At 60.5% G+C, this 18,813-nt stretch carries 19 protein-coding genes; all 19 read right to left on the bottom strand.

From position 1 onward, the window contains the following. Positions 1–58: 58 nt before the first annotated feature. Complete coding sequence (locus tag ACXAGD_RS13575) at positions 59–961, bottom strand: FAD:protein FMN transferase (RefSeq protein WP_475211383.1); 903 nt, start codon at positions 959–961, stop codon at positions 59–61. Then, positions 958–1,473 (bottom strand): nitrous oxide reductase accessory protein NosL, encoded by a 516-nt coding sequence (locus tag ACXAGD_RS13570; protein ID WP_475211382.1) that lies wholly within the window; start codon positions 1,471–1,473, stop codon positions 958–960. Before ACXAGD_RS13570 ends, ACXAGD_RS13575 begins: the two co-directional genes overlap by 4 nt. Next, on the bottom strand, positions 1,470–2,291 hold the full coding sequence (locus ACXAGD_RS13565; protein WP_475211381.1) for an ABC transporter permease: 822 nt from the start codon (positions 2,289–2,291) through the stop codon (positions 1,470–1,472). The genes ACXAGD_RS13570 and ACXAGD_RS13565 overlap by 4 nt, the downstream gene beginning before the upstream one ends. Then, on the bottom strand, positions 2,288–3,181 hold the full coding sequence (locus ACXAGD_RS13560; RefSeq protein ID WP_475211380.1) for an ABC transporter ATP-binding protein: 894 nt from the start codon (positions 3,179–3,181) through the stop codon (positions 2,288–2,290). Before ACXAGD_RS13560 ends, ACXAGD_RS13565 begins: the two co-directional genes overlap by 4 nt. Beyond that, on the bottom strand, positions 3,171–4,427 hold the full coding sequence (locus ACXAGD_RS13555; protein WP_475211379.1) for a nitrous oxide reductase family maturation protein NosD: 1,257 nt from the start codon (positions 4,425–4,427) through the stop codon (positions 3,171–3,173). Before ACXAGD_RS13555 ends, ACXAGD_RS13560 begins: the two co-directional genes overlap by 11 nt. Before the next feature lie 3 nt (positions 4,428–4,430). Continuing rightward, complete coding sequence (gene nosZ / locus ACXAGD_RS13550) at positions 4,431–6,338, bottom strand: TAT-dependent nitrous-oxide reductase (protein ID WP_475211378.1); 1,908 nt, start codon at positions 6,336–6,338, stop codon at positions 4,431–4,433. Positions 6,339–6,353: 15 nt separating this feature from the next. Beyond that, positions 6,354–8,477, bottom strand: a complete 2,124-nt coding sequence (locus ACXAGD_RS13545; RefSeq protein ID WP_475212594.1) for a 4Fe-4S binding protein — start codon at positions 8,475–8,477, stop codon at positions 6,354–6,356. A gap of 44 nt (positions 8,478–8,521) precedes the next feature. Continuing rightward, positions 8,522–8,986, bottom strand: a complete 465-nt coding sequence (locus ACXAGD_RS13540; protein WP_475211377.1) for a DUF2946 family protein — start codon at positions 8,984–8,986, stop codon at positions 8,522–8,524. A 142-nt stretch (positions 8,987–9,128) separates the two neighbouring features. Further along, entirely contained in the window at positions 9,129–9,392 is a 264-nt protein-coding gene (locus tag ACXAGD_RS13535; protein ID WP_475211376.1) for a hypothetical protein, read from the bottom strand. Further along, positions 9,349–10,902 carry a cytochrome D1 domain-containing protein gene (locus tag ACXAGD_RS13530; protein WP_475211375.1) on the bottom strand — a complete coding sequence of 518 codons (1,554 nt, stop codon included), beginning with the start codon at positions 10,900–10,902 and terminating at the stop codon, positions 9,349–9,351. The genes ACXAGD_RS13535 and ACXAGD_RS13530 overlap by 44 nt, the downstream gene beginning before the upstream one ends. Beyond that, the gene (gene nirJ / locus ACXAGD_RS13525; RefSeq protein ID WP_475211374.1) at positions 10,877–12,091 is read right to left on the bottom strand and encodes a heme d1 biosynthesis radical SAM protein NirJ; all 1,215 of its coding nucleotides are present in this window, start codon (positions 12,089–12,091) and stop codon (positions 10,877–10,879) included. Before nirJ ends, ACXAGD_RS13530 begins: the two co-directional genes overlap by 26 nt. 3 nt (positions 12,092–12,094) lie before the next feature. Further along, a complete protein-coding gene (gene ahbB, locus ACXAGD_RS13520; RefSeq protein WP_475211373.1) occupies positions 12,095–12,577 on the bottom strand; it encodes a siroheme decarboxylase subunit beta in 483 nt (160 codons plus the stop codon). Next, positions 12,574–13,023, bottom strand: a complete 450-nt coding sequence (locus tag ACXAGD_RS13515; protein WP_475211371.1) for an Lrp/AsnC family transcriptional regulator — start codon at positions 13,021–13,023, stop codon at positions 12,574–12,576. Before ACXAGD_RS13515 ends, ahbB (ACXAGD_RS13520) begins: the two co-directional genes overlap by 4 nt. Beyond that, a complete protein-coding gene (gene ahbB / locus ACXAGD_RS13510) occupies positions 13,020–14,009 on the bottom strand; it encodes a siroheme decarboxylase subunit beta (RefSeq protein ID WP_475211370.1) in 990 nt (329 codons plus the stop codon). Before ahbB (ACXAGD_RS13510) ends, ACXAGD_RS13515 begins: the two co-directional genes overlap by 4 nt. Positions 14,010–14,012: 3 nt before the next feature. Then, positions 14,013–15,158: a cytochrome D1 domain-containing protein gene (locus ACXAGD_RS13505; protein WP_475211368.1), complete on the bottom strand. Its 1,146-nt coding sequence runs from the start codon at positions 15,156–15,158 to the stop codon at positions 14,013–14,015. Then, complete coding sequence (locus tag ACXAGD_RS13500; RefSeq protein WP_475212592.1) at positions 15,155–15,451, bottom strand: c-type cytochrome; 297 nt, start codon at positions 15,449–15,451, stop codon at positions 15,155–15,157. The genes ACXAGD_RS13505 and ACXAGD_RS13500 overlap by 4 nt, the downstream gene beginning before the upstream one ends. A 121-nt stretch (positions 15,452–15,572) precedes the next feature. Beyond that, positions 15,573–16,334, bottom strand: coding sequence for a uroporphyrinogen-III C-methyltransferase (gene cobA, locus ACXAGD_RS13495; protein WP_475211366.1), 762 nt, complete (start codon positions 16,332–16,334; stop codon positions 15,573–15,575). A 201-nt stretch (positions 16,335–16,535) separates the two neighbouring features. Continuing rightward, positions 16,536–16,937 (bottom strand): cupredoxin domain-containing protein, encoded by a 402-nt coding sequence (locus ACXAGD_RS13490; RefSeq protein WP_475211363.1) that lies wholly within the window; start codon positions 16,935–16,937, stop codon positions 16,536–16,538. Between the two features lie 55 nt (positions 16,938–16,992). Then, positions 16,993–18,780, bottom strand: coding sequence for a NapC/NirT family cytochrome c (locus tag ACXAGD_RS13485; RefSeq protein ID WP_475211361.1), 1,788 nt, complete (start codon positions 18,778–18,780; stop codon positions 16,993–16,995). Positions 18,781–18,813: the final 33 nt, after the last annotated feature.

Below are 18,813 nucleotides of genomic sequence, written 5' to 3'. Positions count from 1 at the left end.
GTTTCGTTGTTCTAGATACGCCTATAGTGCGGACTACGGGCAGAGTTGGCCTGTACGATCAGATCAACATTTCCAGCCGCACTTCCGGGAAAGATCCGAGCGCTGTTTCAAATTCTGTTTTGGGCATAGCACACAGGGCTGTTGATAGCCCGTCGGCGATGGCCGCGCTGGGCGCGGAAACCGAGACGACATGCGACGGGCGCACATCGCCCGCAGGGTTCAGGATGTGCCCCTGATCACCATTCAACATGAAGCTGCGCGCGTCCGACGTTGCCACGGCGCGGTCCCGCAGTTCGATGGACTTTTGCACCTGACCTCCAGGCCCGGCCAGTCCGACTTGCCAGGCCCGTCCGTCTTTGCGTTCGCCCAGGGCGGAGATTTCTCCCATGTTCACCAGCACGTTCCGCAGGCCGTGTGCAGTCAAAAGCGCACTGATACGGTCGGTGATGGCACCCTGCGCGATACCGTTCAGGGTCAGTGCAGAAATGCCGGGTTGTGGCAAACGGATCACGTCCGCCTGAACAATCACGCTTGCCCATCCGACAGAGCGTCGAGCTGCGTCGATCTTCTCGGGGCTGGCGCTGATTGCCAGAGCGGACCAGAGCGGTTGAACACTTGGGTCGAAAGCACCGTCTGTGGCCTCGTGCAGCGCTGTGCACAGGCTGAGAACGTTCAGCAATTCGTGCGAAGGAGCCCTCAGGTGCCCGTCACGGTTCAGACGATTGAGTTCAGACTGAGGGCGGTACAGGCTGAAGATGTTCTCCAAGCGGTCCATCTCGGCCTCAACTGTGGCGATGATCGGCGCGGCCTGGGCATCGGTCAGCCCCTCCAGCCGCAAACTGGCCGCAGCGCCCAGAGCAGCCCCACGCCAATGGGCCGTCGGGGACGGTTTCGCACCGGCTGGAAAAGCCGCACATGCGGCGGACATGGTCAGGAACCGGCGGCGGGAGAGGAGAGTCATGAGGGGGTCTCCAATTTCAGGTCCAGATCAACGGGGCCTAGAACCTCGGCCGCGGGAATGTCGGACAGTGACATCTGCGCGCCGCCATATTGGGTGATAAAGACATCGGCGTCCGTGGCGTTAGCAAAGGGCACAACTTCGGGTGCACCCATGCCGCCAGCAACCTTGGAGCCAACAACAAAGATTGCACCATCCGCTGCGATCCAGTTTGAAATACCCGGTTGCCGCCAGTTCGGGGCGACGCCCATATCACTGACGTACACGGCGGTGATCTCGGCATCACGTTCGGGGCTTTTTAGATAGGCCACCATGTCGCGTACCTGAGCAAAGAATAGCGGCGCGGGATAGCCTTCAAGATGAATCTGCCCCTTTGGCCCGCCATGTTCGGCGATGTTCATCTGACAGAAAAAACTGAGCGCATCCGGCGTCAGGTCAACCGGATCTGGGGCGTCGGCAACTTCTTCCTTGCAGGCCGCCAGCGCGACCAATGCGATCAGGGCAAGTCGTTTCATGGCTCAACCCTCCGGAAAGCGAGCCGCGCAAGGACAAAGCCCAGCACCGGCCAGATCAACAGCGAGGCGGGCGCGGCCCAGACGGGCAGGGCCTGCGCGGCTCCGGTCATGCCGGATGCCATGGCGACGCCTTCGGTTGCGGCGATGTTCCACAAACGGAATGCGTCGGCCGGGTTGGCTACCATCACCCATGGAAAGACGGATTGGGTGAAGGTGCCGCCCTTGTCCATGACGACGGCTCCCAACAAGCCCAGATCATAGAGGACGACAAAAACCAGCCAGAGCCCGGCCGACAGACCTGCCGCCGCCGTAGCGCCCCGTGCCAGGGCGGACAGCAGGTAACCCAGCGCCAGAAAAACAGCGCCCAACAGGATGGACGTGAGAATGAGGCGGGCCAGAGCCATCAGGCTTTCCGGCCCGGCACCGCCAAAGAAGGCGGCGACGGCACCTGCGGTGCCGAAGCCCACGGTCATGGCAAAAGCCAGCGCTGCCAGATGGGCGGTGAACTTGCCCAGCAGGATTTCTCCGCGCCCGGCTGGGTAGGACAGCAGCAGTGACAGGCTGCCCCGGTCCACGTCTCCGGCGATGGCGTCGAAGGAGATCATCAGCGCCAGCAAAGGCGCGAGATAGACCGACAGGGTGGTCATCGAAGCGACCGAGACGGTCAACATATCGACGCCCAGCGTGCCAGTCGGTGCGCTGCCTGCAAAGGTCAGCGCCAGCGCGAACAGCACCATGATCAGCGTGGCGACCAGCAGCCAGCGGTTGCGGCGCAAGATCAGCATTTCTGTGCGGGTGATGGCGAGGAAGCGGGTCATTGCATCTCCTCCTGTGCGTAGTGGCGATAGAGGTCTTCCAGCTTGGGTGGAGTCATTTCCACATCCGCCACGGCCTCGCCCAACCCGGCGATCCGGCGCAGGGCCTCCATCTTGTCATCGGGGGTGCAGAGCAGTTCCACGGATGCCCCGTTGATCCGGTTGCCACCCAATTCGGCGGCCAGCGCGTCAGGGTTGGCACTGGCACGGACTTTCAGGCGGATCGGCAGACCGGCCAGCGCCGATAGATTGTTCAGCGTGTCGTCGGCGACCATCCGACCCTTGCGCATGATTGCGATCCGGTCGGTGCGGGCTTCGACCTCGGTCAAAGCGTGCGAGGCGATCAGAACAGCGGTGCCCTGTGCGGCCAACTCGTCGATGATCGCATAAAGATCCTGCCGGGAAATCGGATCCAGCCCGGACGTTGGTTCATCCAGAAGGGCCACCTTAGGCTGACCCAGTAAAACCTGTGCTAGACCCAGACGTTGCCGCATCCCTTTGGAATAGGTTCCGATCCGACGGTCTAGTGCGTCGCTCAGACCAACTCGATCCAACAGGCCGGGCACATCCGCCTTGGCCCCGGACAGTTTTGCAAACAGGGTCAGTTGTTCGCGACCAGTCAGAGCCGGGTGGAACGAAACCGCCTCAGGCAGATAGGCCGTCTCGCGCCGGGCCTGCGCGCTGCCGGGGGTGGCGTCTCCGATCCGAATGGCTCCGCCATGGATCGGTGTCAGGCCGAGGATGGATTTGATCAGGGTCGACTTGCCCGCACCGTTATGGCCCAGCAGCGCCACGCGCTGACCGGGGGCAAGAGATAGAGGGATATCGTCGAGAACGCGGGTTTTGCCGCGGTCTTTGCTGACATGGTCGATAGTCAGGGCCTTATCCGTCATGAGGTACCTTTTTCATAGCTGGGGGTTCAGGGGCTTGCATCAATGGGTTGCTGTCCATCACACCCCCCGGCAACAGGGCCGGGAAGGCAGATTGCGACCAGCGCACCAGCTGCACGGCAGGCGAGCCGAGCAGCAATTTGGCTGCGGGTTGGGTCCACAGCACATGGTCCATACTGTCATTGGGGCGGTATGGGGCATCGGCGATACCGTTGCCGTCCACATCATAAGCGGCAAAGTCGGACCAGTAATTGCCGCGCCCGTCTTCCGACCACTCGACCCATTTGGTCGAGACGTATTTCACCTGCGTCCGGTTCCCGATGAAAGTATTGCCAACGATGCGGTTGCGTTCGCTGCCGGCGGTAAAGTGGATGCCGATGCCGCATCCCTGGAACCAGTTGTCGGTGAATTCGTTCTTGTTCGAGTTATAGAGGAAGGTGCATTTCTCTTTCGCACCTTTCACCACGTTGCCGGTAATGGTGCTCTTGTTGGCGTAATTCAGCATCACGCCATGTTCGCGGTCACCGATTGAGACATTGTTGGCCACGGTCACATTGGTCGTGAACATCACCGCATAGCCCAGATCGTTGCCGATCGAGACATTGTCACTGACTACCGAATTGTCCGCATACATGTAGTGCACGGCAAAGCGCAGATCACGGAACAGGTTGCCGGTGAAAATGTTCTTTTTCGACGAGTTCACAAAGATCCCATCTCGGCCGTACCGGATGTCGTTGTCTTCGACCCGCGCGCCCGGCGCGTTCCAGACATAGACGCCATTGCCGCGGTCATTCATCCGCTGGTCCAACCGACCTTCGATCCGGTTGCCACGCACGACACTGTCCTTGGCCCCGTGAATGTCGATGCCGTAGAGGTTGCCCAGCAGTACATTATCTTCAATCAACGGCGCGTGGGCCGTTTTGGTCAATTGGATACCGCTGTCGATCCCGTCATGGCTGGAGCCCGAGCCAATCACAGTCACACCGCGCACGGTTACGCCCGGCCCTGTCACGGTAATGACACTGCCGTTTCCTTGTCCGTCGATGGTGGCCTGGCCCAGTCCGTCGATGGTGACGGGCCGGTCCAGAACCAGTGTTTCGGCGTAGATGCCGGGGCTCAGGCGGAGAGTGTCCCCATCCGCCGCCTGTGCCAGTATTTCATTGATGGCCCCCGCCCGGTTGGGCACATCCCAGTCCGCCGCCCAAAGGGGCGAGCCGAGCAGGAGCGGTATCAGCAGGGGCCAACGCATGGGTTACGCTCCCGCCGGTTCGACCAGCATCCGGCCGCGCATTTCCATGTGCAGCGCGTGGCAGAACCACTGGCAATAGAACCAGTGCACGCCCGGACGGTCAGCGGTGAAGGTGACCGAAGCGGTTGCCATCGGTGCGACTTCCATCGCGATGCCGTAGTTGCCCAGGCAGAAGCCATGAGTCACGTCGTCCACGTCATCCAGGTTGGTGATGTAAACCGTCACCTCGTCACCTTGTTTGACGGTGAACTTCTCAAGGCTGAAGGTCGGGGCCTGCGAAGTCATGTAGACCCGCACCTTGTTGCCGTCCCGGATCGGTTCTTCCGCGCCTTCTTCCAGATCGATGCCATCGGCTTCGGCCTGTTTGCGGGCGTCTTCCCAGGTGACATCGGCACGGTCCCAGACATTGACTGGGTTGACGATGTCGGCGCGAACGATGATCGAGTCATGGGGTTCCGCAAAAGTCGGACCGTCGTGTACCACCTTCATCTCGTTGGACGAAATGTCGATCAACTGCTCGTTCTCGGGCTTCAGTGGGCCTACGTTCAGGAAGCGGTCTTTCGAGAATTTGTTCATCGAAATCAGCCACTTGCCATCGGCATCTTTGGTTTCGCCCATTGAGGTCGAGTTGTGGCCAGGCTGATAGTGAACGTCGACCTTCGAGATGATCGGGTCCACATCTGCACCACCGTAGGCTTCGATTGCCTTGTCGATGTTCCATTTCACGATCTGGCTGTCCAGGAACAGCGTGGTGAACGCGTTGCCCTGACCGTCATAGGCGGTGTGAAGCGGGCCAAGACCCAGCTGCGGCTCACCCACGATGCAAGACCGCGGATCGGCATCGCTTTCGAACAGGGCGTCCAGTTTGGTCACATCCATGATGGATACGGTCGGCGACAGCTTACCGTTGATACAGACGTGCTTGCCGTCGGGCGCTGTGTTGATACCGTGCGGTGAGTTCGGGATCGGGATGTAGCGGGTGTATTTCTTGTTCTGACCCTTACGGCCGTCCAGAACCTTGACACCTTTCAGCTCTTGGTAGTCACCGGCTTCGATGCCTTTTTCGATCTCAGCGAGGTTGAAGACAACGACGTGGTCCAGCTCGTTCTCGGTCATCTCCGCCAGGTTCATACCCATTTCCGAGTTGTATGAGGTCGAATAGGCGTACTTACCCTGATAGTCGCAGTCGGTGTTGTCGAGGTTACCCGAAACGATCACCTGCCATGCCACTTCCATGGTGTCGCCGTCCAGCGCGGTGAAGATGTTCACGTATTGCGACGGATCGTCCAGCACGCTTCCGTCGTTGACCAGCGGTGTTTCATCTTCGCCATTGGCAAAGACATATCCGGTGCGCGGGAACTTCTGCGGACGCAGGCCGTGGATCGCCTTAGCGTTCGGGATCTCGGTGATCTTGTCGCATTTCATCACATCGCAGCGCACACGCGCGACGCGGGTGTTGGCCTTGTCGTTCATGAACAGATAGCGGCCATCATAGGTGCCGTCGGTGAACGACATGTGCGGGTGGTGAAGGTCGCCGTTGTCGTAGGTTTTCAGGCCGCGCTTGGCGAGAAACTCTTTGGTTTCGGGCAGTAGGCCATCGGTCATGATCTTCAGCGATTCATTGGTCTGACCCCAACCGGTGGCCGAGCAGCGGTTGAAGACAGGCACCCTCATCAATTCGCGCATGGACGGGAAGCCCAGGATGCGCAATTCACCGGTCTGACCCGATGACCAGAAGCCGTAGTATTCGTCCAGCTCCCCGGGCTGCAGATTGGCGTTAGCCGCAGCGCTGGCCTCTTTCGCGGTCATCAGGGTCGAGCCCAGACCGGTCCCGGCCAGTACAGCGCCGGTTGCGGTTGCACCCAGCATCCCGCGGCGTGTGATGTTCAGTTTGTTTTCGTTGTCCGACATGATCGTTCCTCCTTTTTAGGAAACGGATTGCGGTTTGGCGTTCGGATGGTTCGCCGGTGGTTGTCCGAGGGGGGTCTTAGGTGTGACCGACCCTGTCTTGGCCCGCCGTTTGAGCTGGCGGATAACGACGGGACATTTGTCCTCGGACTGGTAGAGCACCTGACAATGCAGGCAGGTGACGCACTCGTTCGGGTTGATCTCACCAGTGGGGTGGATTGCCTGAACGGGGCATTCGTTGGCGCAGGTCTGACAGGGGGTGCCGCAATCCTTGTAGCGGCGCAGCCAGTCGAACATGCGAATACGGGCGGGGATCGCCAGCGCTCCGCCCAGCGGGCAGAGATAGCGGCAGTAGAACCGTTCGATGAACAGCCCGATCCCCAGCAAGAGCAGCGCAAAGACCACAAACGGCCAGTCGCGCATGAATTTCAGGATGATCGCGGTCTTGAACGGTTCGATCTCGGCGTATTTTTCGGCCAGCGGGATCGAGACAAAGCTGATGCCGAAGAGCACGAGGAAGATCATGTATTTCGCAGGCCAAAGCCGTTCGTTCAGACCCCAGGGCAGGGTCCATTGCGGCACCTTCAGCGCGCGGGCGATCTTGTTGGTCAGTTCCTGCAGGGCGCCGAACGGGCAAAGCCAACCGCAATAGGCGCCCCGTCCCCAGAACAGCAGTGCGGCAGCGACGGCAAACCACTGAATGAAGACCAGCGGATCAAGCAGGAAGGCGTCCCAGCTGAACCCGGAGCGCAGGCTGCCTGCCAGCGCCATCAGGTTCACGACGCTCAGCTGCGCATTGGCGTACCAGCCGATGAAGAACAGGGTCATCGTCAGGTAGCCAATGCGGAACCAGTAGAAGACCCGCGCATTCATCGTCGCGTGAAACTGGAAGAAGAACGTGGCGGTCAGCACCAGCAACATGACGCCCAGAACGCCGATCTCGACGGTGCGGTCCTTCCAGATACGCTGCCACAAGGCGGCCTTGGCGGCGGCTTCACCGGTGGCGTCATCGACTACCGAGGGGGCAGCAACAGGCAGCAGGTATTGTTCCGGCAACTTGTATCCCAGATCGAAGGTCAGGAAGGTTTTCTCGACCGCACCCACGGCTCGTTGCACTAGCAATTGTAGGCGGAAGGGTTCGGCCGGGTCGAACTCGGCATCAGCAGGGATTTTGAAGATGTCCAGCTCGGTAAAGCTGGGCGCGTCGGACGCTGCAACCTGACCCAGACGGCGTTGTTGCTTATCGAAGAAGCGTACCGAGCTGTCTCCATGGATCAATTGGATGCGGTCAAAAATACCGCCCCTCACATAGCCCGAGCCCTTGAAGCTGTACGCCCCGCGGCCCAGCACCAGAATGGCCTGCTCACCTTCGTCCAGCCAGTTGGTCAGGTTCTGATATTCGGCGTCACCCAGCAGCGATTTGCCGATCGAAGGAACCGAGACCAGTGCCACGTGCATGTCGATGAAGGTGTCATCAGGCTCGCCCGGTTCGGGCCGTTTGATGGCGCGCTGATCGCCTGTGGCCTCAAATGCCGCGTTGACCTGGCCGACATCCAGCGTCAGCCGCCGGATCGAACCGTCGCCAGACAGGGTGGTCCAGTCATGGACCGCATCCTGCGCCATATCAACTTCGCGTTTAGGCCCATCAGCCTGCAGCGGAGACAACCCACCCAGACCCAGCGCACGAGCGACCTTGATACCGCCGCGCACAAGGCTGTCGTCGATCACCATGATCGTGACCGTCGCACCCGAGATGATGTCGAGGTCATGCCCCTCGCCACCCGTCGCGGCCTCATGCTTGAGGTCAAGACCGGTGTAGCCCTCGGTTAGTTCAACCATGCGCGCGTTGGGAATGCCGATCAGAACGATGGGTTCTGAGTGCTTGACCAGTTTCACGCCAGTCAACACCGCATCATCATCGATGGCAGCAACCACGTGGATGGGTTTGCCGGAATAACCGGTGGTGCCCACGAAATCGGATGTCAGAAAGGCCCAGGCGATGGTTTCCCCGCCCTTCAATACGGGGGCGACGGGTACGTCATCGCGCACCGGACCAAAGGCATCGGCACCGGGGGCCAGATCGGCGGGCTCGATTTCAGGCAGGAAGCTGGCGAGGCTGTCGGCATGAGCGCTGATCGCCATCAGACAGGACAGGGCAAAGGCCAGCAGGAAATGGATTGCGCGACTTACGACCACGGCGCACCTCCGATGACTTGGGTGGACGCCACGGACGCGCGCGGGGCGCGTTCAGCTATTTCTTGGGTCGCGCGCGGGGGGCCGCGGGTTTCAGGCCACAGGCGTTTTATGCTGGTGACATTGACCAGATCGCGTGTTTCGCAATGTGCGGCGTGAACAAGGCCCTCCCGTTGCAACACAGGCAGATTGGGCACCGGGGCCGCTGAGGTGACGGCGCACAAAGCGCAGTCGGCGCATTTCGGACAGGGCGCGGTTGGGTCTGTGGTGTCCTCCTCAAGGTCCACCTGAACCCAGACCGCCCCTGCCTCCGAGCAGATCTCCACCCACATGCTTTCCCCGGGACTCGCCAGCGCCGGGCCAAGCAGCTGCAACAGCAGAAGGAAAATGCCCGCCACAGCACAAGCCGCGCGGGACGCGCAAACAGCTGACATGTGCAGAGGGTTGAGGGCGGGCATGGAGAATCCAACTCGGCAATCTTTCCTGAGTCGTAGAACCGTGGCCCGATTCGATACTTGACTTATGTCATTTGTTTTCAATCTGCTCAAAAATTAATCTTGGGAGATTTTCGGTTAAATCACAAAGCACTAGAGTCTCAGTTCAACTGTCAGCTTCATCCATCAACCCGCGTACCCAGCGCCCGGCCAGCCAGGATGTGGGCACGCCCAGGGGGACCGACCACAGGATCGCGGTGACCGGTTCGATAATGCCAAAACCGGCGCTGTTGGCGATCAGGCCGGCCAGAAACAGGTTGATGGCCACGGTCAATGCCGTGGCCGGATAAAGCAGAATGGCCAGCTTCCAGACCGGCCATTTGCCTTCAGTGGCTGGTGCCTTCCGAGAAGGTAATTTTGTTCCAGACATTGTATTTTCCCGAAGGTTTACGCATCGGCAGGCGGCGGACCTCTTCCAGCGTCTGTGCATCATAGACAATCACCGCGCCGTCATCTTCCCAGATCGAAACCAGTGCGTGCCTGCCGTCTTTGGTGAATTCCACATGGGCCACGGTCTTGCCGGGGGCTGGACGCAGAGTTTTTACGATCTCAAGGCTTTGCTTGTCGATCACATGCATCGCGTCCTTGTTCGGTCCAAAGAACACATCGGCCCAGACGTAGGGTGAGTTTTCATGGCTGCGCATGAAAAACCCCGGCCCTTCGGTCTTGATCCGCTTGACGGTCTCCCAGGTTTCCATGTCGATCACCGACACGGTGCCATCGGTCAGGTGCGGCGTGGCCATTACGGTTGTATCGCCGTGCTGCCAGGTGATGCCTGATCCCAGATGCGGCATCCCCGGCAGGTCCAGATCGGCGACTTTCTGACCGATGACCAGATCGATCACCTGACCGCCCTTGCCATCGCGCGAAGCGCCCATGACGTACTCATAGCTCTGGTCGAAAAAGAAATCGTCCAGATAGTCGGGCGTGGTAATCTTGCGCACCGGGAAAGGGTCGGGGTTCTTGAACTGGCCCTCGATGCGGAAATCATGACCCAGCCCGGATTGTGGTGGGTTAGCGCCGTAGAAGACCTCCCAGATCTCGGGTACGTCTTTGAGAGCCAGTACAAAGCTTTCGCGCGGCGGGGCCTGATAGACGGCCGAGACACGGCTGGGGACGCCCTTCTTGCTTTTGACATCGACGACCTTGGCGACCGAGAGGTCTTCGGTCGACAGCAAAGTCAGGCTGTTGGGCAGATAGTTCGCCACCGCCACCCATTTGCCGTCGCCCGACATGGCGATGTTGCGGCTGTTCAGGCCTGCGCGCACGCGGCCTACCTGTTTCAGCGCCCAAATGTCGTATTTCTGCACCCAGCCATCGCGGGACATGATGAACACGTAGCGGCCATCGGGGCTGAATTTCGGGCCACCGTGCACGGCAAAGGGGGTTTCGAACCGGTCCAGAACCTCGAACGTGTCACCGTCCAGCACGCTGACATGGTGGTCACCGGTTTCAACCGCCAGCGTGATGTTCATCGGATCGCTGTCCCAGACGGGTGCGTCGACCGGGGTATAGTCCTCGTCCAACGTGCGGCTGGCCATGATATCGGCCTCACCCCATTCGGGGTCGGTCTCCAGCGGGGATTTCAGCCAGCCGGCCAGTTCCTCGATCTGCAACGCGTCGAGTTCGTGCGAGAATGCAGGCATCTGGGTGGCTGTGCGCCCCTCGGCGATCACGGCGGCCACGCGCGGACCGCGCATCCGTTTCAGCGTTTCGGGGATCAAAGCAGGGCCAACCCCGCCCAGACGGTTTTCGCCGTGGCAGGAGGCGCAGTGTTCAGCATAGTCGGCTGGGGCGTCGGCCCATGCGGTGCCTGCCAGCAGAAGCGAACAGAAGGTACCGATTTTCAGAGTATCAAAAGAACTGATGCGCCGGGTCATGGCTTTTTCCTCGGAACGGCGTCACCTGCAGGCGCTCACCCGCATCCTCGACGCCGATTTCTTGATTTGTCAGATAACAGGCCGGATCTTCGGCCCAGGGGTCGCCGGTCAATTGCAACGCTCGAATCCGGGTATTGCCACCGCAGACTTCTTTGAGCTGACAGGCCCCGCAGCGCCCCTTCAGCGGACGCGGGCGGGTGCGCAGCATGGCAAGCATCGGATCGGCGCTGGTCCAGAGCTCGGAAAACGGTTTGGTCTTCACATTGCCGACCGTGTAGTCCGACCAGTAGGTGTCGGGATGGACCCGACCCAGATTGTCGATATTCGCAACGCCCAAACCACTGGAGTTCCCACCCCACGCGGCCAGATGTTCGCGCACATGCATGGCTTTTTCGGCCTCGAAACGCGCGCGGACCCAGTTCAGGAAGTACCCGGCATCCGCGTCATTGTTACCAGTCACGATATCCAGCGGACGACCGCCCGAGGCGGCCTCCCACGCGCGGTCTAGCAAAAGGTCCAGCCCATTGCGCGTGCGCAGGTGTTCGGCATCCTCGCCCCGGTTCTTGTCGCCACGCCCGGCGTAAACCAAGTGAGACAGATAAAACTTATCGACGCCCTCGTCATCGCACAGTTGAAGCAGGTCGGGCAGGTGATGCTGGGTTCCTTCGGTCAGGCAGAAACGGAGGCCAACCTTGATGCCGCGTTTCTTGCATTCGCGCACGCCGCGCAGGGCATCGGCAAAGGCGCCCTCGACACCTCGGAACCAGTCATTCGTCGCCCCGATCCCGTCCAAGGAGATGCCCACGTAGTTGAACCCAACGTCAGCAATCATATCAGCGGTTTCGTCGTAAATCCGCGTGCCATTCGTAGACAGCGCCAGCATCGGAACCAGGTCGCGCGCGCGTTTGGCGATATCGAAAAAATCGAACCGATCCAGCGGCTCCCCACCCGAGAGGATCAGGGCCGGGACGCGAAACTGGCCCAGATCCTCAAGGGTTACCATGGCTTGCTCATGGCTGAGCTCACCCGGGAAGGCCACATCCGCCGAAACGGTGTAGCAATGGCGGCATTTCAGGTTGCAGCGTCGCGTCAGGTTCCAGATCACCACCGGTTTTACCGGTCCGGGGCGGCGTTTGCGCACCGGGGTCGGGGTGACGAGTTGATGCATGTATTCGGTAAGGCGGAACATGTCTCAGCCTTTCGTTTTCAGGCGCAGCCCGGTCTTTTTGAGGATGCGCGTGGAATAGAGGATATCTTTAGCCCGGCAGGCATCGCCTAGTATGGCAGTAATCTCGGCGCGCTTTTCTTCGACCTCGTCGCGGTCTGTGCCATGGACCATGGCGAACAGGTTATACGGCCAATCTGGCAGGGCGCGCGGGCGTTCATAGCAGTGGGTCACAAAGGGCAACAGACCGATCTGAGTGCCCAGTTCAGACACGCGATCGTCTTCGACGTCCCACACGGTCATGCCGTTCGAAGTCATGCCCAGTTTGTAGTGGTTGGGAGCAGCAGCGATGCGCCGGATCACGCCGCGTGACTTCAAGTCGGCGAGACGAAACAGAAGCGCGTCTTCGTCCATGCCCAGATCCGCAGCCACCTGCGCATAGGGCGCGGGCACCAAGGGCAGGCCGCCTTGCAGCGCCTTGATAATCTCTCTGTCTTTCGCGTCGATCATGCCGCTACCCGGAAGCCGATGAAAAATTCCTGCAGTTTGGGGAAACGGAGAACCTGAATCCCCGTTTCCCGTTCGATGGCATCGGCGGCGGCCTCGATCCCCTCGGGCGTTTCAGTGGCCAGCACGAACCACATGTTCAGCCGGTGCGTACGTTCATAATTATGGGCAACCTCGGCGTGCGCATTGACTTTGGTCAGGACGGTTTCGAAATTCTCGGGCGGAACGGCCATTGCGCACAGACAGAACGCGCCACCCATCGCAGCGGCGTCGAAGAAGGGACCAAAACGGGTGATGATGCGCTCGTCTTTCAGACGTGTGAGACGGTTCAGGAGCTCGCGTTCCGATAAGCCCAGTTCGGTGGCAATGTCGGCGTAGGGATGGGTGGTCAGCGGCAGGTCATCCTGCATCCGGTTCAGGATTGCGCGGTCGGTTGCGTCCAGCGTCATGCTGCAGCCTCCTTCGGTTGGATCAGCGCTCCGGTCTGTTTGAAGCAGCGTGTCGAGAACAGCACCTTGTGGCGCGCACCGGCCAGTTCAGGCAGGGTGGCAGCCGCTGAAAGGGTCTCCAGCGCTTCGCTGCGAGACCGGGCGTGGATCATGGAATAGAGGCGATAGGGCCAGATATCCTCGACCGGGTTGCGTTCATAGCACAGTGTCACGCCGGGATGTGCGGCTAGGGCCGGGCCGGCAGTACTAACCTGATCAGCGGGCATGTCCCAGACCACCATCGCATTGGCCGACCAGCCAAGCGCCCGGTGCCGCACGATGACCCCCAGACGCGAGATGATGCCCGCATCGTGTAGGATCTCGACCCGTGTCATCACCTCCTGCGTGGGCCGATTCAGTGATTGTGCCAATTCCGCGAAAGGATCGATGACCAGCGGCAGGCCCGAACTGAGTGCTTGTAGCAAGGCGCGGTCTCCGTCCCGCATGGCCGAGCAATCCACTTTGCGCGGGCCCGGCACGTTGCGGTTTTTGCCCGACATGCGGAAGCCGAGATCGACGTTGAACGGGCGCACCAGCCGCAGGTCCAGCACCCGCAGCCCGGTGCGATGACTGATCCGCGCTAGCGTGTCATTAACATGCGCGCGGTCCGGGCCGGTGGCGACAAACCACAGGTTCCAGTCATCCTCGCGCTGGTAATTGTGGTTCACGCCGGGTTCCGCATCGATTATCGCGGCGACCTCTTCCAGTCGCTCATCGGGCGCGGCGACGGCGGCTAGAGTGCTGGCCGAAACCGCGCCGGGGGCAATCGTTGCGCCCACGCGCGTGATCCGTCCGGTTGCGCGCATCCGGGTCAGACGGTCGATGACCTCGGCCTCATCCAGGCCCAGCAGGTATCCCAGAACCTGAAACGGGCGGTCGGTGATGGGGAAATCGCGCTGGAACTCATCCAGCAGGCGGCGGTCGATCGGGTCGGTGATATGATCCATCGGTCACAGCCCCGTTCTGTGTGCACGAGCAGTAAAGAAAATGCCCGAGGGGCTGTCCGCATCAATCTCGCGCAGTTTTTCAAAGGTTTGCGTGTCGTAGACCATAACCTTGTTGGCATCGCGCACGCTGATCCAGACCTCATGCCCTCGGGGCGTGAACTCCATGTGCAGCACGGCCGGTCCCGGTTTGAATTCGTGGATGATCTCTTTGCTGACGCTGTCGATCACCTGAATCGTGTCGTTCAGCGGATGGGCGAAGTTCACCCAGACCTGCCGCCCGTCGGGCCGGGCCATAGCAAAGACCGGCTGACCGTGGGTTTTGGTGCGCCCAGTCTCAGACAGGGTGTCAGAGTCGATCCACAGAACTTCGTGATGGCCAACGGCGGGCAGGACGAACTCGCGCCCTGTCAGCGCCCAGCCTTCTAGGTGAGGCATCTTGTAGACAGGCATCTCTTCCTGCCCACGCCCGTAGTCAGGCAGCACGCGGATCGGTTCCGGGTTTTCAGCCCACAGGTCCAGAGCGGTCAGGCCGTCCTCGCCGAACAGGCCAGTGATATAGGTGCGGCCATTGGCGGTGATCAGCGCATCATATGGGTTTTTGCCCATGTCGGTGATCTTTGTGATCTCAGGCTCGCCCTTGGCGAAATCGGCAATCCAGGTCTCGCCTGTGTCCCACATTGTAAAGACGAACCGACGACCGGGCGCATCGACCAGACCGATGGTTTTGCTGTCGGTGGGAATGTCAGCAACCATCTCGAGCGTGTCGGCGTCAAAGACTCGCACGCCGCCGGGCTCATAGTTCGACACGGCGACCAGCTTGCCATCATCCGAGATCGCGCCTCCGATGGCGTTGCCCGCCTGCACGACGCGGTTCACGATCTGGCGGGTGACGATGTCGACCTTGGTCAGGCCGCCATCGCGTCCGAACACATAGGCAAAACGTTCATCCGGAGAATAGACCAGCGAGGCATGGGACAGATCGCCCAGCCCCTCGATCCGGGCCAGCGCGGCGCGATCGGATTGATCTACCAAAAGGACAGAACCTTTGGCCCGTTCGATCACCAGGCCCAGATCGCCGGTTGCGGTGAGTTCGGCATTAGCCGTGGTCATCATCAGTGTGGCTGCAATGCCGAGGATGAGATGTTTCATTGTTCCTCCTGTTCCAGCAGGTAACGGGCGATCCATTCGGCCTCTTCTTCGCTGATAAGGGGCCGCCATGGAGGCATCGCGGTATCGGGAATGCCATCGAGGATGACGCCGCTCAGAACCTCGGGGTCATAGTGTTCCAGCGTCTCGGACCGCAGATCGGGGCCGAGGCCGCCTTTCAGTGACAGCCCGTGGCACGAGCCGCAATCTTGATGGACAAGTCGTTTAAGGGCGTTTGGATCGATGACATCAGCGGCAAAAGCGGACGTGGCCAGAACCACGGCGGATGTCAGCAGGGTATGCACCGCCCAGCCCGGACGTTTTACAGACTTGCGAGGCTGCGCCCGACCCACCCCCCGGTAGGGCGTCTGGCGCCCCGCCGGGGCCGGGCGCTGCCTCAGGCTCTTTTGACCAAGCTTAGCCATGAGCCTGTTCCAGCAAATCTGCCAGCGGCCGTTCTGCATAAAGCGACACCACCTTGCCAATGATGAACAAGGTTGGTGCTTTCAGATCGGCTTTACGGACGTCTGCCGCCAGTTGATCCAAGCGAGAAATCAGGCGGCTTTCATCGGGTGTGGTGGCTTTGCCCACTGCCAGAACGGGGGTCGATCCGGGAAGGTTCTCGGTCATCAGGCCCATAGCGATCTGGCCGATATTGGCCACGCCCATATAGACCACCAAGGTCGAGTCTGGATCGGCCAGGCGTTTCCAGTCCAGATCCAGCACCTTGTCGGCCTGCCGGTGCCCGGTGACATATTGAACCGAGGTCGCCAGACCGCGATGGGTCAGCGGCACACCGGTCGAACAGGATGCCCCTTGTGCTGCCGTGATGCCCGGCGCGTATTCAACGGCGACACCGTGTGCCATCAGATAGGCGGCCTCTTCCGAGCCGCGGCCAAAGATCATCGGGTCGCCGCCCTTCAAGCGCGCGACAGTGTGACCGGCCAAGGCCTCTTCTTTCAGGATTTCGTTAATGCGATCCTGCGGAACGGTGTGGCATTTGGGGGCCTTGCCGACCGGGATCAGCCGCGCGCCTTCGGCATGGAGTTCGAGGATGTCGTCCGAGACCAGCCGGTCGTAGACAACCACGTCGGCCTCTTGCAACATACGCAGGGCGCGCAGGGTCATCAGCTCGGGGTCGCCGGGACCAGCGCCAATCAGAAAAACCTTACCGCTCATGTGCAAACTCGCTTGTTCTGAATGTCTTCGGAACCCGGACTCGTCGGCAGCTTCCACGCGCGAATGGGGGACGTTGCTGGGTGAACCGGGCGTGTCATGAAGGCAAGTTGGCGCAATCCTAAACCAACCTCCTTGACATAAGTTAAGGAGCGCGGGATTTGCTCCCGCGCTCCTTTGATTTGCCTGTATTTTTGCCTCGGCTCAGGGTTCAACGGTGATCATGCCGATCATGTCCTGCGTTTCCCAATGCGGCCCGCACAGATATTCCTGCGGGCCGGGCGTGAGGAAGGTCAAATCGACCGATTCCTCGGGGAACAACCGGTCGCTTTCAGGCTCGCTGCCGTCTTTCAGCAAAACCGAATGGCTGGTGCGTTTGTCCACGTTCACCCAGCGCACGGTGGTGCCTGCCTTTACGGTCAACTCACCGGGGCAGAAATTGTATTTGTACATCAGTACCACCTCGGCGTCCTCGACAGCGGAAGACGGCTGGCCGAACATCTCGACGTAGCGCCTTTCAGCCTCGGTGCAGATATCGGCGGTTTCATCGGCCCAGGCGGGCGCAGCCAGAAGCAGCAGCGCGGGAAGAAGGCGGTGGGGTTTCATTATCCATGTCTCCTTTCCATAAGGAAAAGGGGCCGGATGATCCGGCCCCTTTCATTTATTGTTTTACCACATTGATGTTCGCTGCATCGTCGTCCAACGCAAGGCTGGTGTTCAGCGTCACATGGTGGAACCGAGCGGCGGCAAAGTCGTCGTGGATTGCAAAGCCGACCGTGTAGGTCTTGCCAGCCTCCAGCGGTACGTCTCCGGGCGCGCCAGAGTTCAGCGGGCGGCTAAAGACCACCGTCCACATGCCTCCGGACAGCTCGGCCGAAGCGGCGATCTCACCGTCATTGACCACACGCTGTTCCAGCAGGTAGCCGTTGGTGGCGCTGCCATCCGCATAGACACGCATCAGATCAAGATAGGTGCCGTCGGCCAGATACTGTTCGATCTGCTCAGCGGCCTGCAGCTTGTCCCAACCACCCAGAGCCTTGCCGCGGCGGCCTTTGACTTCGACCTCGGTCCGGCTTTCGCTGATGTACTTGGTCACCGTGTCCTGCGTGGCCAGACGGTCCGATACATCACCGTTGGCGGCAATCGCCTCTGCGCCCGGATCAAAGGGCATATAGGAGTTGTCGGCGTGGCACGAGGCCCAGCAGCCCACCTGATCGCCCAGTTCGATGCCGGTGCCGGTGATCATCATGGCAACCTTGATCTGGTTGTCGGGGTCCATCTTGCCACCGTCCACAAACGGTGCAGGGTTGTGGCCCGCATCCGGCCATTGCATGCGGATATACAGGTTCTCGTCGTCATGCGCGGCTTGCACGGTTGCGTCGATCACACCACGCTTGCCGGGGATCGGCGTCGGTTCCAGATCACCACCGGCCACAATCTTGTTGCCGATCGTATCCAGTTCCTTGGCATGGCAGGTCGAGCACTGATCGCCGCCCTTGGTCAGCGGACGGGCACCACCGTGGAACTTGCCGTTCTGCACCCATTCAAACGAAGCCTGACCGGGGTAGAACAGTTTCAGATCTGCACTAGCGACGGCATTCCAGTCGACGTTGCCCGGGACTTCGCCGCCACCGCCACCCGTGGGTGCTGCGGCTTCTTCACCGTTTGACTTGGCGCGCTCTTCGGCAACGGCTGCGTCTACAGCGGCTGCGATCTGGGCCTGAACGGCCTCTTGTTGCGCGGTTTTGGCCGCTTTCTCAGCTTCTGCGTCGGCGGCTTCCTGCGCTTCGATCTTGGCAAGGCTGGCCAGATATTCCGCTGGGATCGGGCGGATGAAGTCCGGATTCGGGGCTTCAAGCTCTTCCAGATACTCTTCGTCGGCCCGGTCACGGGCGTCCGAGTGCGCAATACCCTTGTGACAGTCGATACAGGTCTGACCGATCTCCATCGCGTTCAGGTGTTGCTGACGCGCGCGCGGTTTCTGGAACTCGGGCATCATCGATTCAAAATCGTGACAGTTGCGGCATTCGCGTGAGTCGGTGGCTTTCATCCGTTCCCACTCGTTCATGGCCAGGTGCACGCGCTTGGCCTCGAACTTTTCGCGGGTGTTGATGGTGCCAACCATCTTGCCGTACAGCTCTTTGGACGCTTTGATCTTGCGGATGATCTTATGAGTCCAGTCCTTGGGCACGTGGCAGTCGGAACAGACCGCACCCACGCCGGACCGGTTCACGTCGTGGATCGTGCCGGTGTATTCCTCATAGACGAAATCGCGCATCTCGTGGCACGAGATGCAGAAATCCTTGGTGTTTGTAGCTTCCATGGCGGTGTTGAACCCGCCCCAGAAGATGATGCCGGCGACAAAGGCCGCGGCGATGCCGGCCACGGGCATTCCCCACAGGAAATACCGGCGCCAGATCGGTGGTTTTTTATCCGGTTCGGAGGTCATATCCGGGCTCCGTTATGGCTTTATTGACTGGCC

The sequence above is a fragment of the Ruegeria sp. ABF4_144 genome (assembly GCF_056160045.1).
Note: the sequence above shows the minus strand (reverse complement) of the source record. Positions and strands in the feature narration are given on the sequence as shown.

Excerpts from the sequence above, each read along its gene's own strand:
- ahbB (WP_475211370.1), bottom strand. The coding sequence starts at position 14,009 with ATGGATCATATCACCGACCCGATCGACCGCCGCCTGCTGGATGAGTTC.
- ahbB (WP_475211373.1), bottom strand. The coding sequence starts at position 12,577 with ATGATCGACGCGAAAGACAGAGAGATTATCAAGGCGCTGCAAGGCGGC.
- ACXAGD_RS13540 (WP_475211377.1), bottom strand. The coding sequence starts at position 8,986 with ATGCCCGCCCTCAACCCTCTGCACATGTCAGCTGTTTGCGCGTCCCGC.
- nirJ (WP_475211374.1), bottom strand. The coding sequence starts at position 12,091 with ATGTTCCGCCTTACCGAATACATGCATCAACTCGTCACCCCGACCCCG.
- ACXAGD_RS13505 (WP_475211368.1), bottom strand. The coding sequence starts at position 15,158 with ATGAAACATCTCATCCTCGGCATTGCAGCCACACTGATGATGACCACG.
- ACXAGD_RS13560 (WP_475211380.1), bottom strand. The coding sequence starts at position 3,181 with ATGACGGATAAGGCCCTGACTATCGACCATGTCAGCAAAGACCGCGGC.
- cobA (WP_475211366.1), bottom strand. The coding sequence starts at position 16,334 with ATGAGCGGTAAGGTTTTTCTGATTGGCGCTGGTCCCGGCGACCCCGAG.
- ACXAGD_RS13545 (WP_475212594.1), bottom strand. The coding sequence starts at position 8,477 with ATGGCGATCAGCGCTCATGCCGACAGCCTCGCCAGCTTCCTGCCTGAA.
- ACXAGD_RS13535 (WP_475211376.1), bottom strand. The coding sequence starts at position 9,392 with ATGTCTGGAACAAAATTACCTTCTCGGAAGGCACCAGCCACTGAAGGC.
- nosZ (WP_475211378.1), bottom strand. The coding sequence starts at position 6,338 with ATGTCGGACAACGAAAACAAACTGAACATCACACGCCGCGGGATGCTG.
- ACXAGD_RS13565 (WP_475211381.1), bottom strand. The coding sequence starts at position 2,291 with ATGACCCGCTTCCTCGCCATCACCCGCACAGAAATGCTGATCTTGCGC.
- ACXAGD_RS13575 (WP_475211383.1), bottom strand. The coding sequence starts at position 961 with ATGACTCTCCTCTCCCGCCGCCGGTTCCTGACCATGTCCGCCGCATGT.
- ACXAGD_RS13490 (WP_475211363.1), bottom strand. The coding sequence starts at position 16,937 with ATGAAACCCCACCGCCTTCTTCCCGCGCTGCTGCTTCTGGCTGCGCCC.
- ACXAGD_RS13555 (WP_475211379.1), bottom strand. The coding sequence starts at position 4,427 with ATGCGTTGGCCCCTGCTGATACCGCTCCTGCTCGGCTCGCCCCTTTGG.
- ACXAGD_RS13570 (WP_475211382.1), bottom strand. The coding sequence starts at position 1,473 with ATGAAACGACTTGCCCTGATCGCATTGGTCGCGCTGGCGGCCTGCAAG.
- ACXAGD_RS13530 (WP_475211375.1), bottom strand. The coding sequence starts at position 10,902 with ATGACCCGGCGCATCAGTTCTTTTGATACTCTGAAAATCGGTACCTTC.
- ACXAGD_RS13515 (WP_475211371.1), bottom strand. The coding sequence starts at position 13,023 with ATGACGCTGGACGCAACCGACCGCGCAATCCTGAACCGGATGCAGGAT.
- ACXAGD_RS13485 (WP_475211361.1), bottom strand. The coding sequence starts at position 18,780 with ATGACCTCCGAACCGGATAAAAAACCACCGATCTGGCGCCGGTATTTC.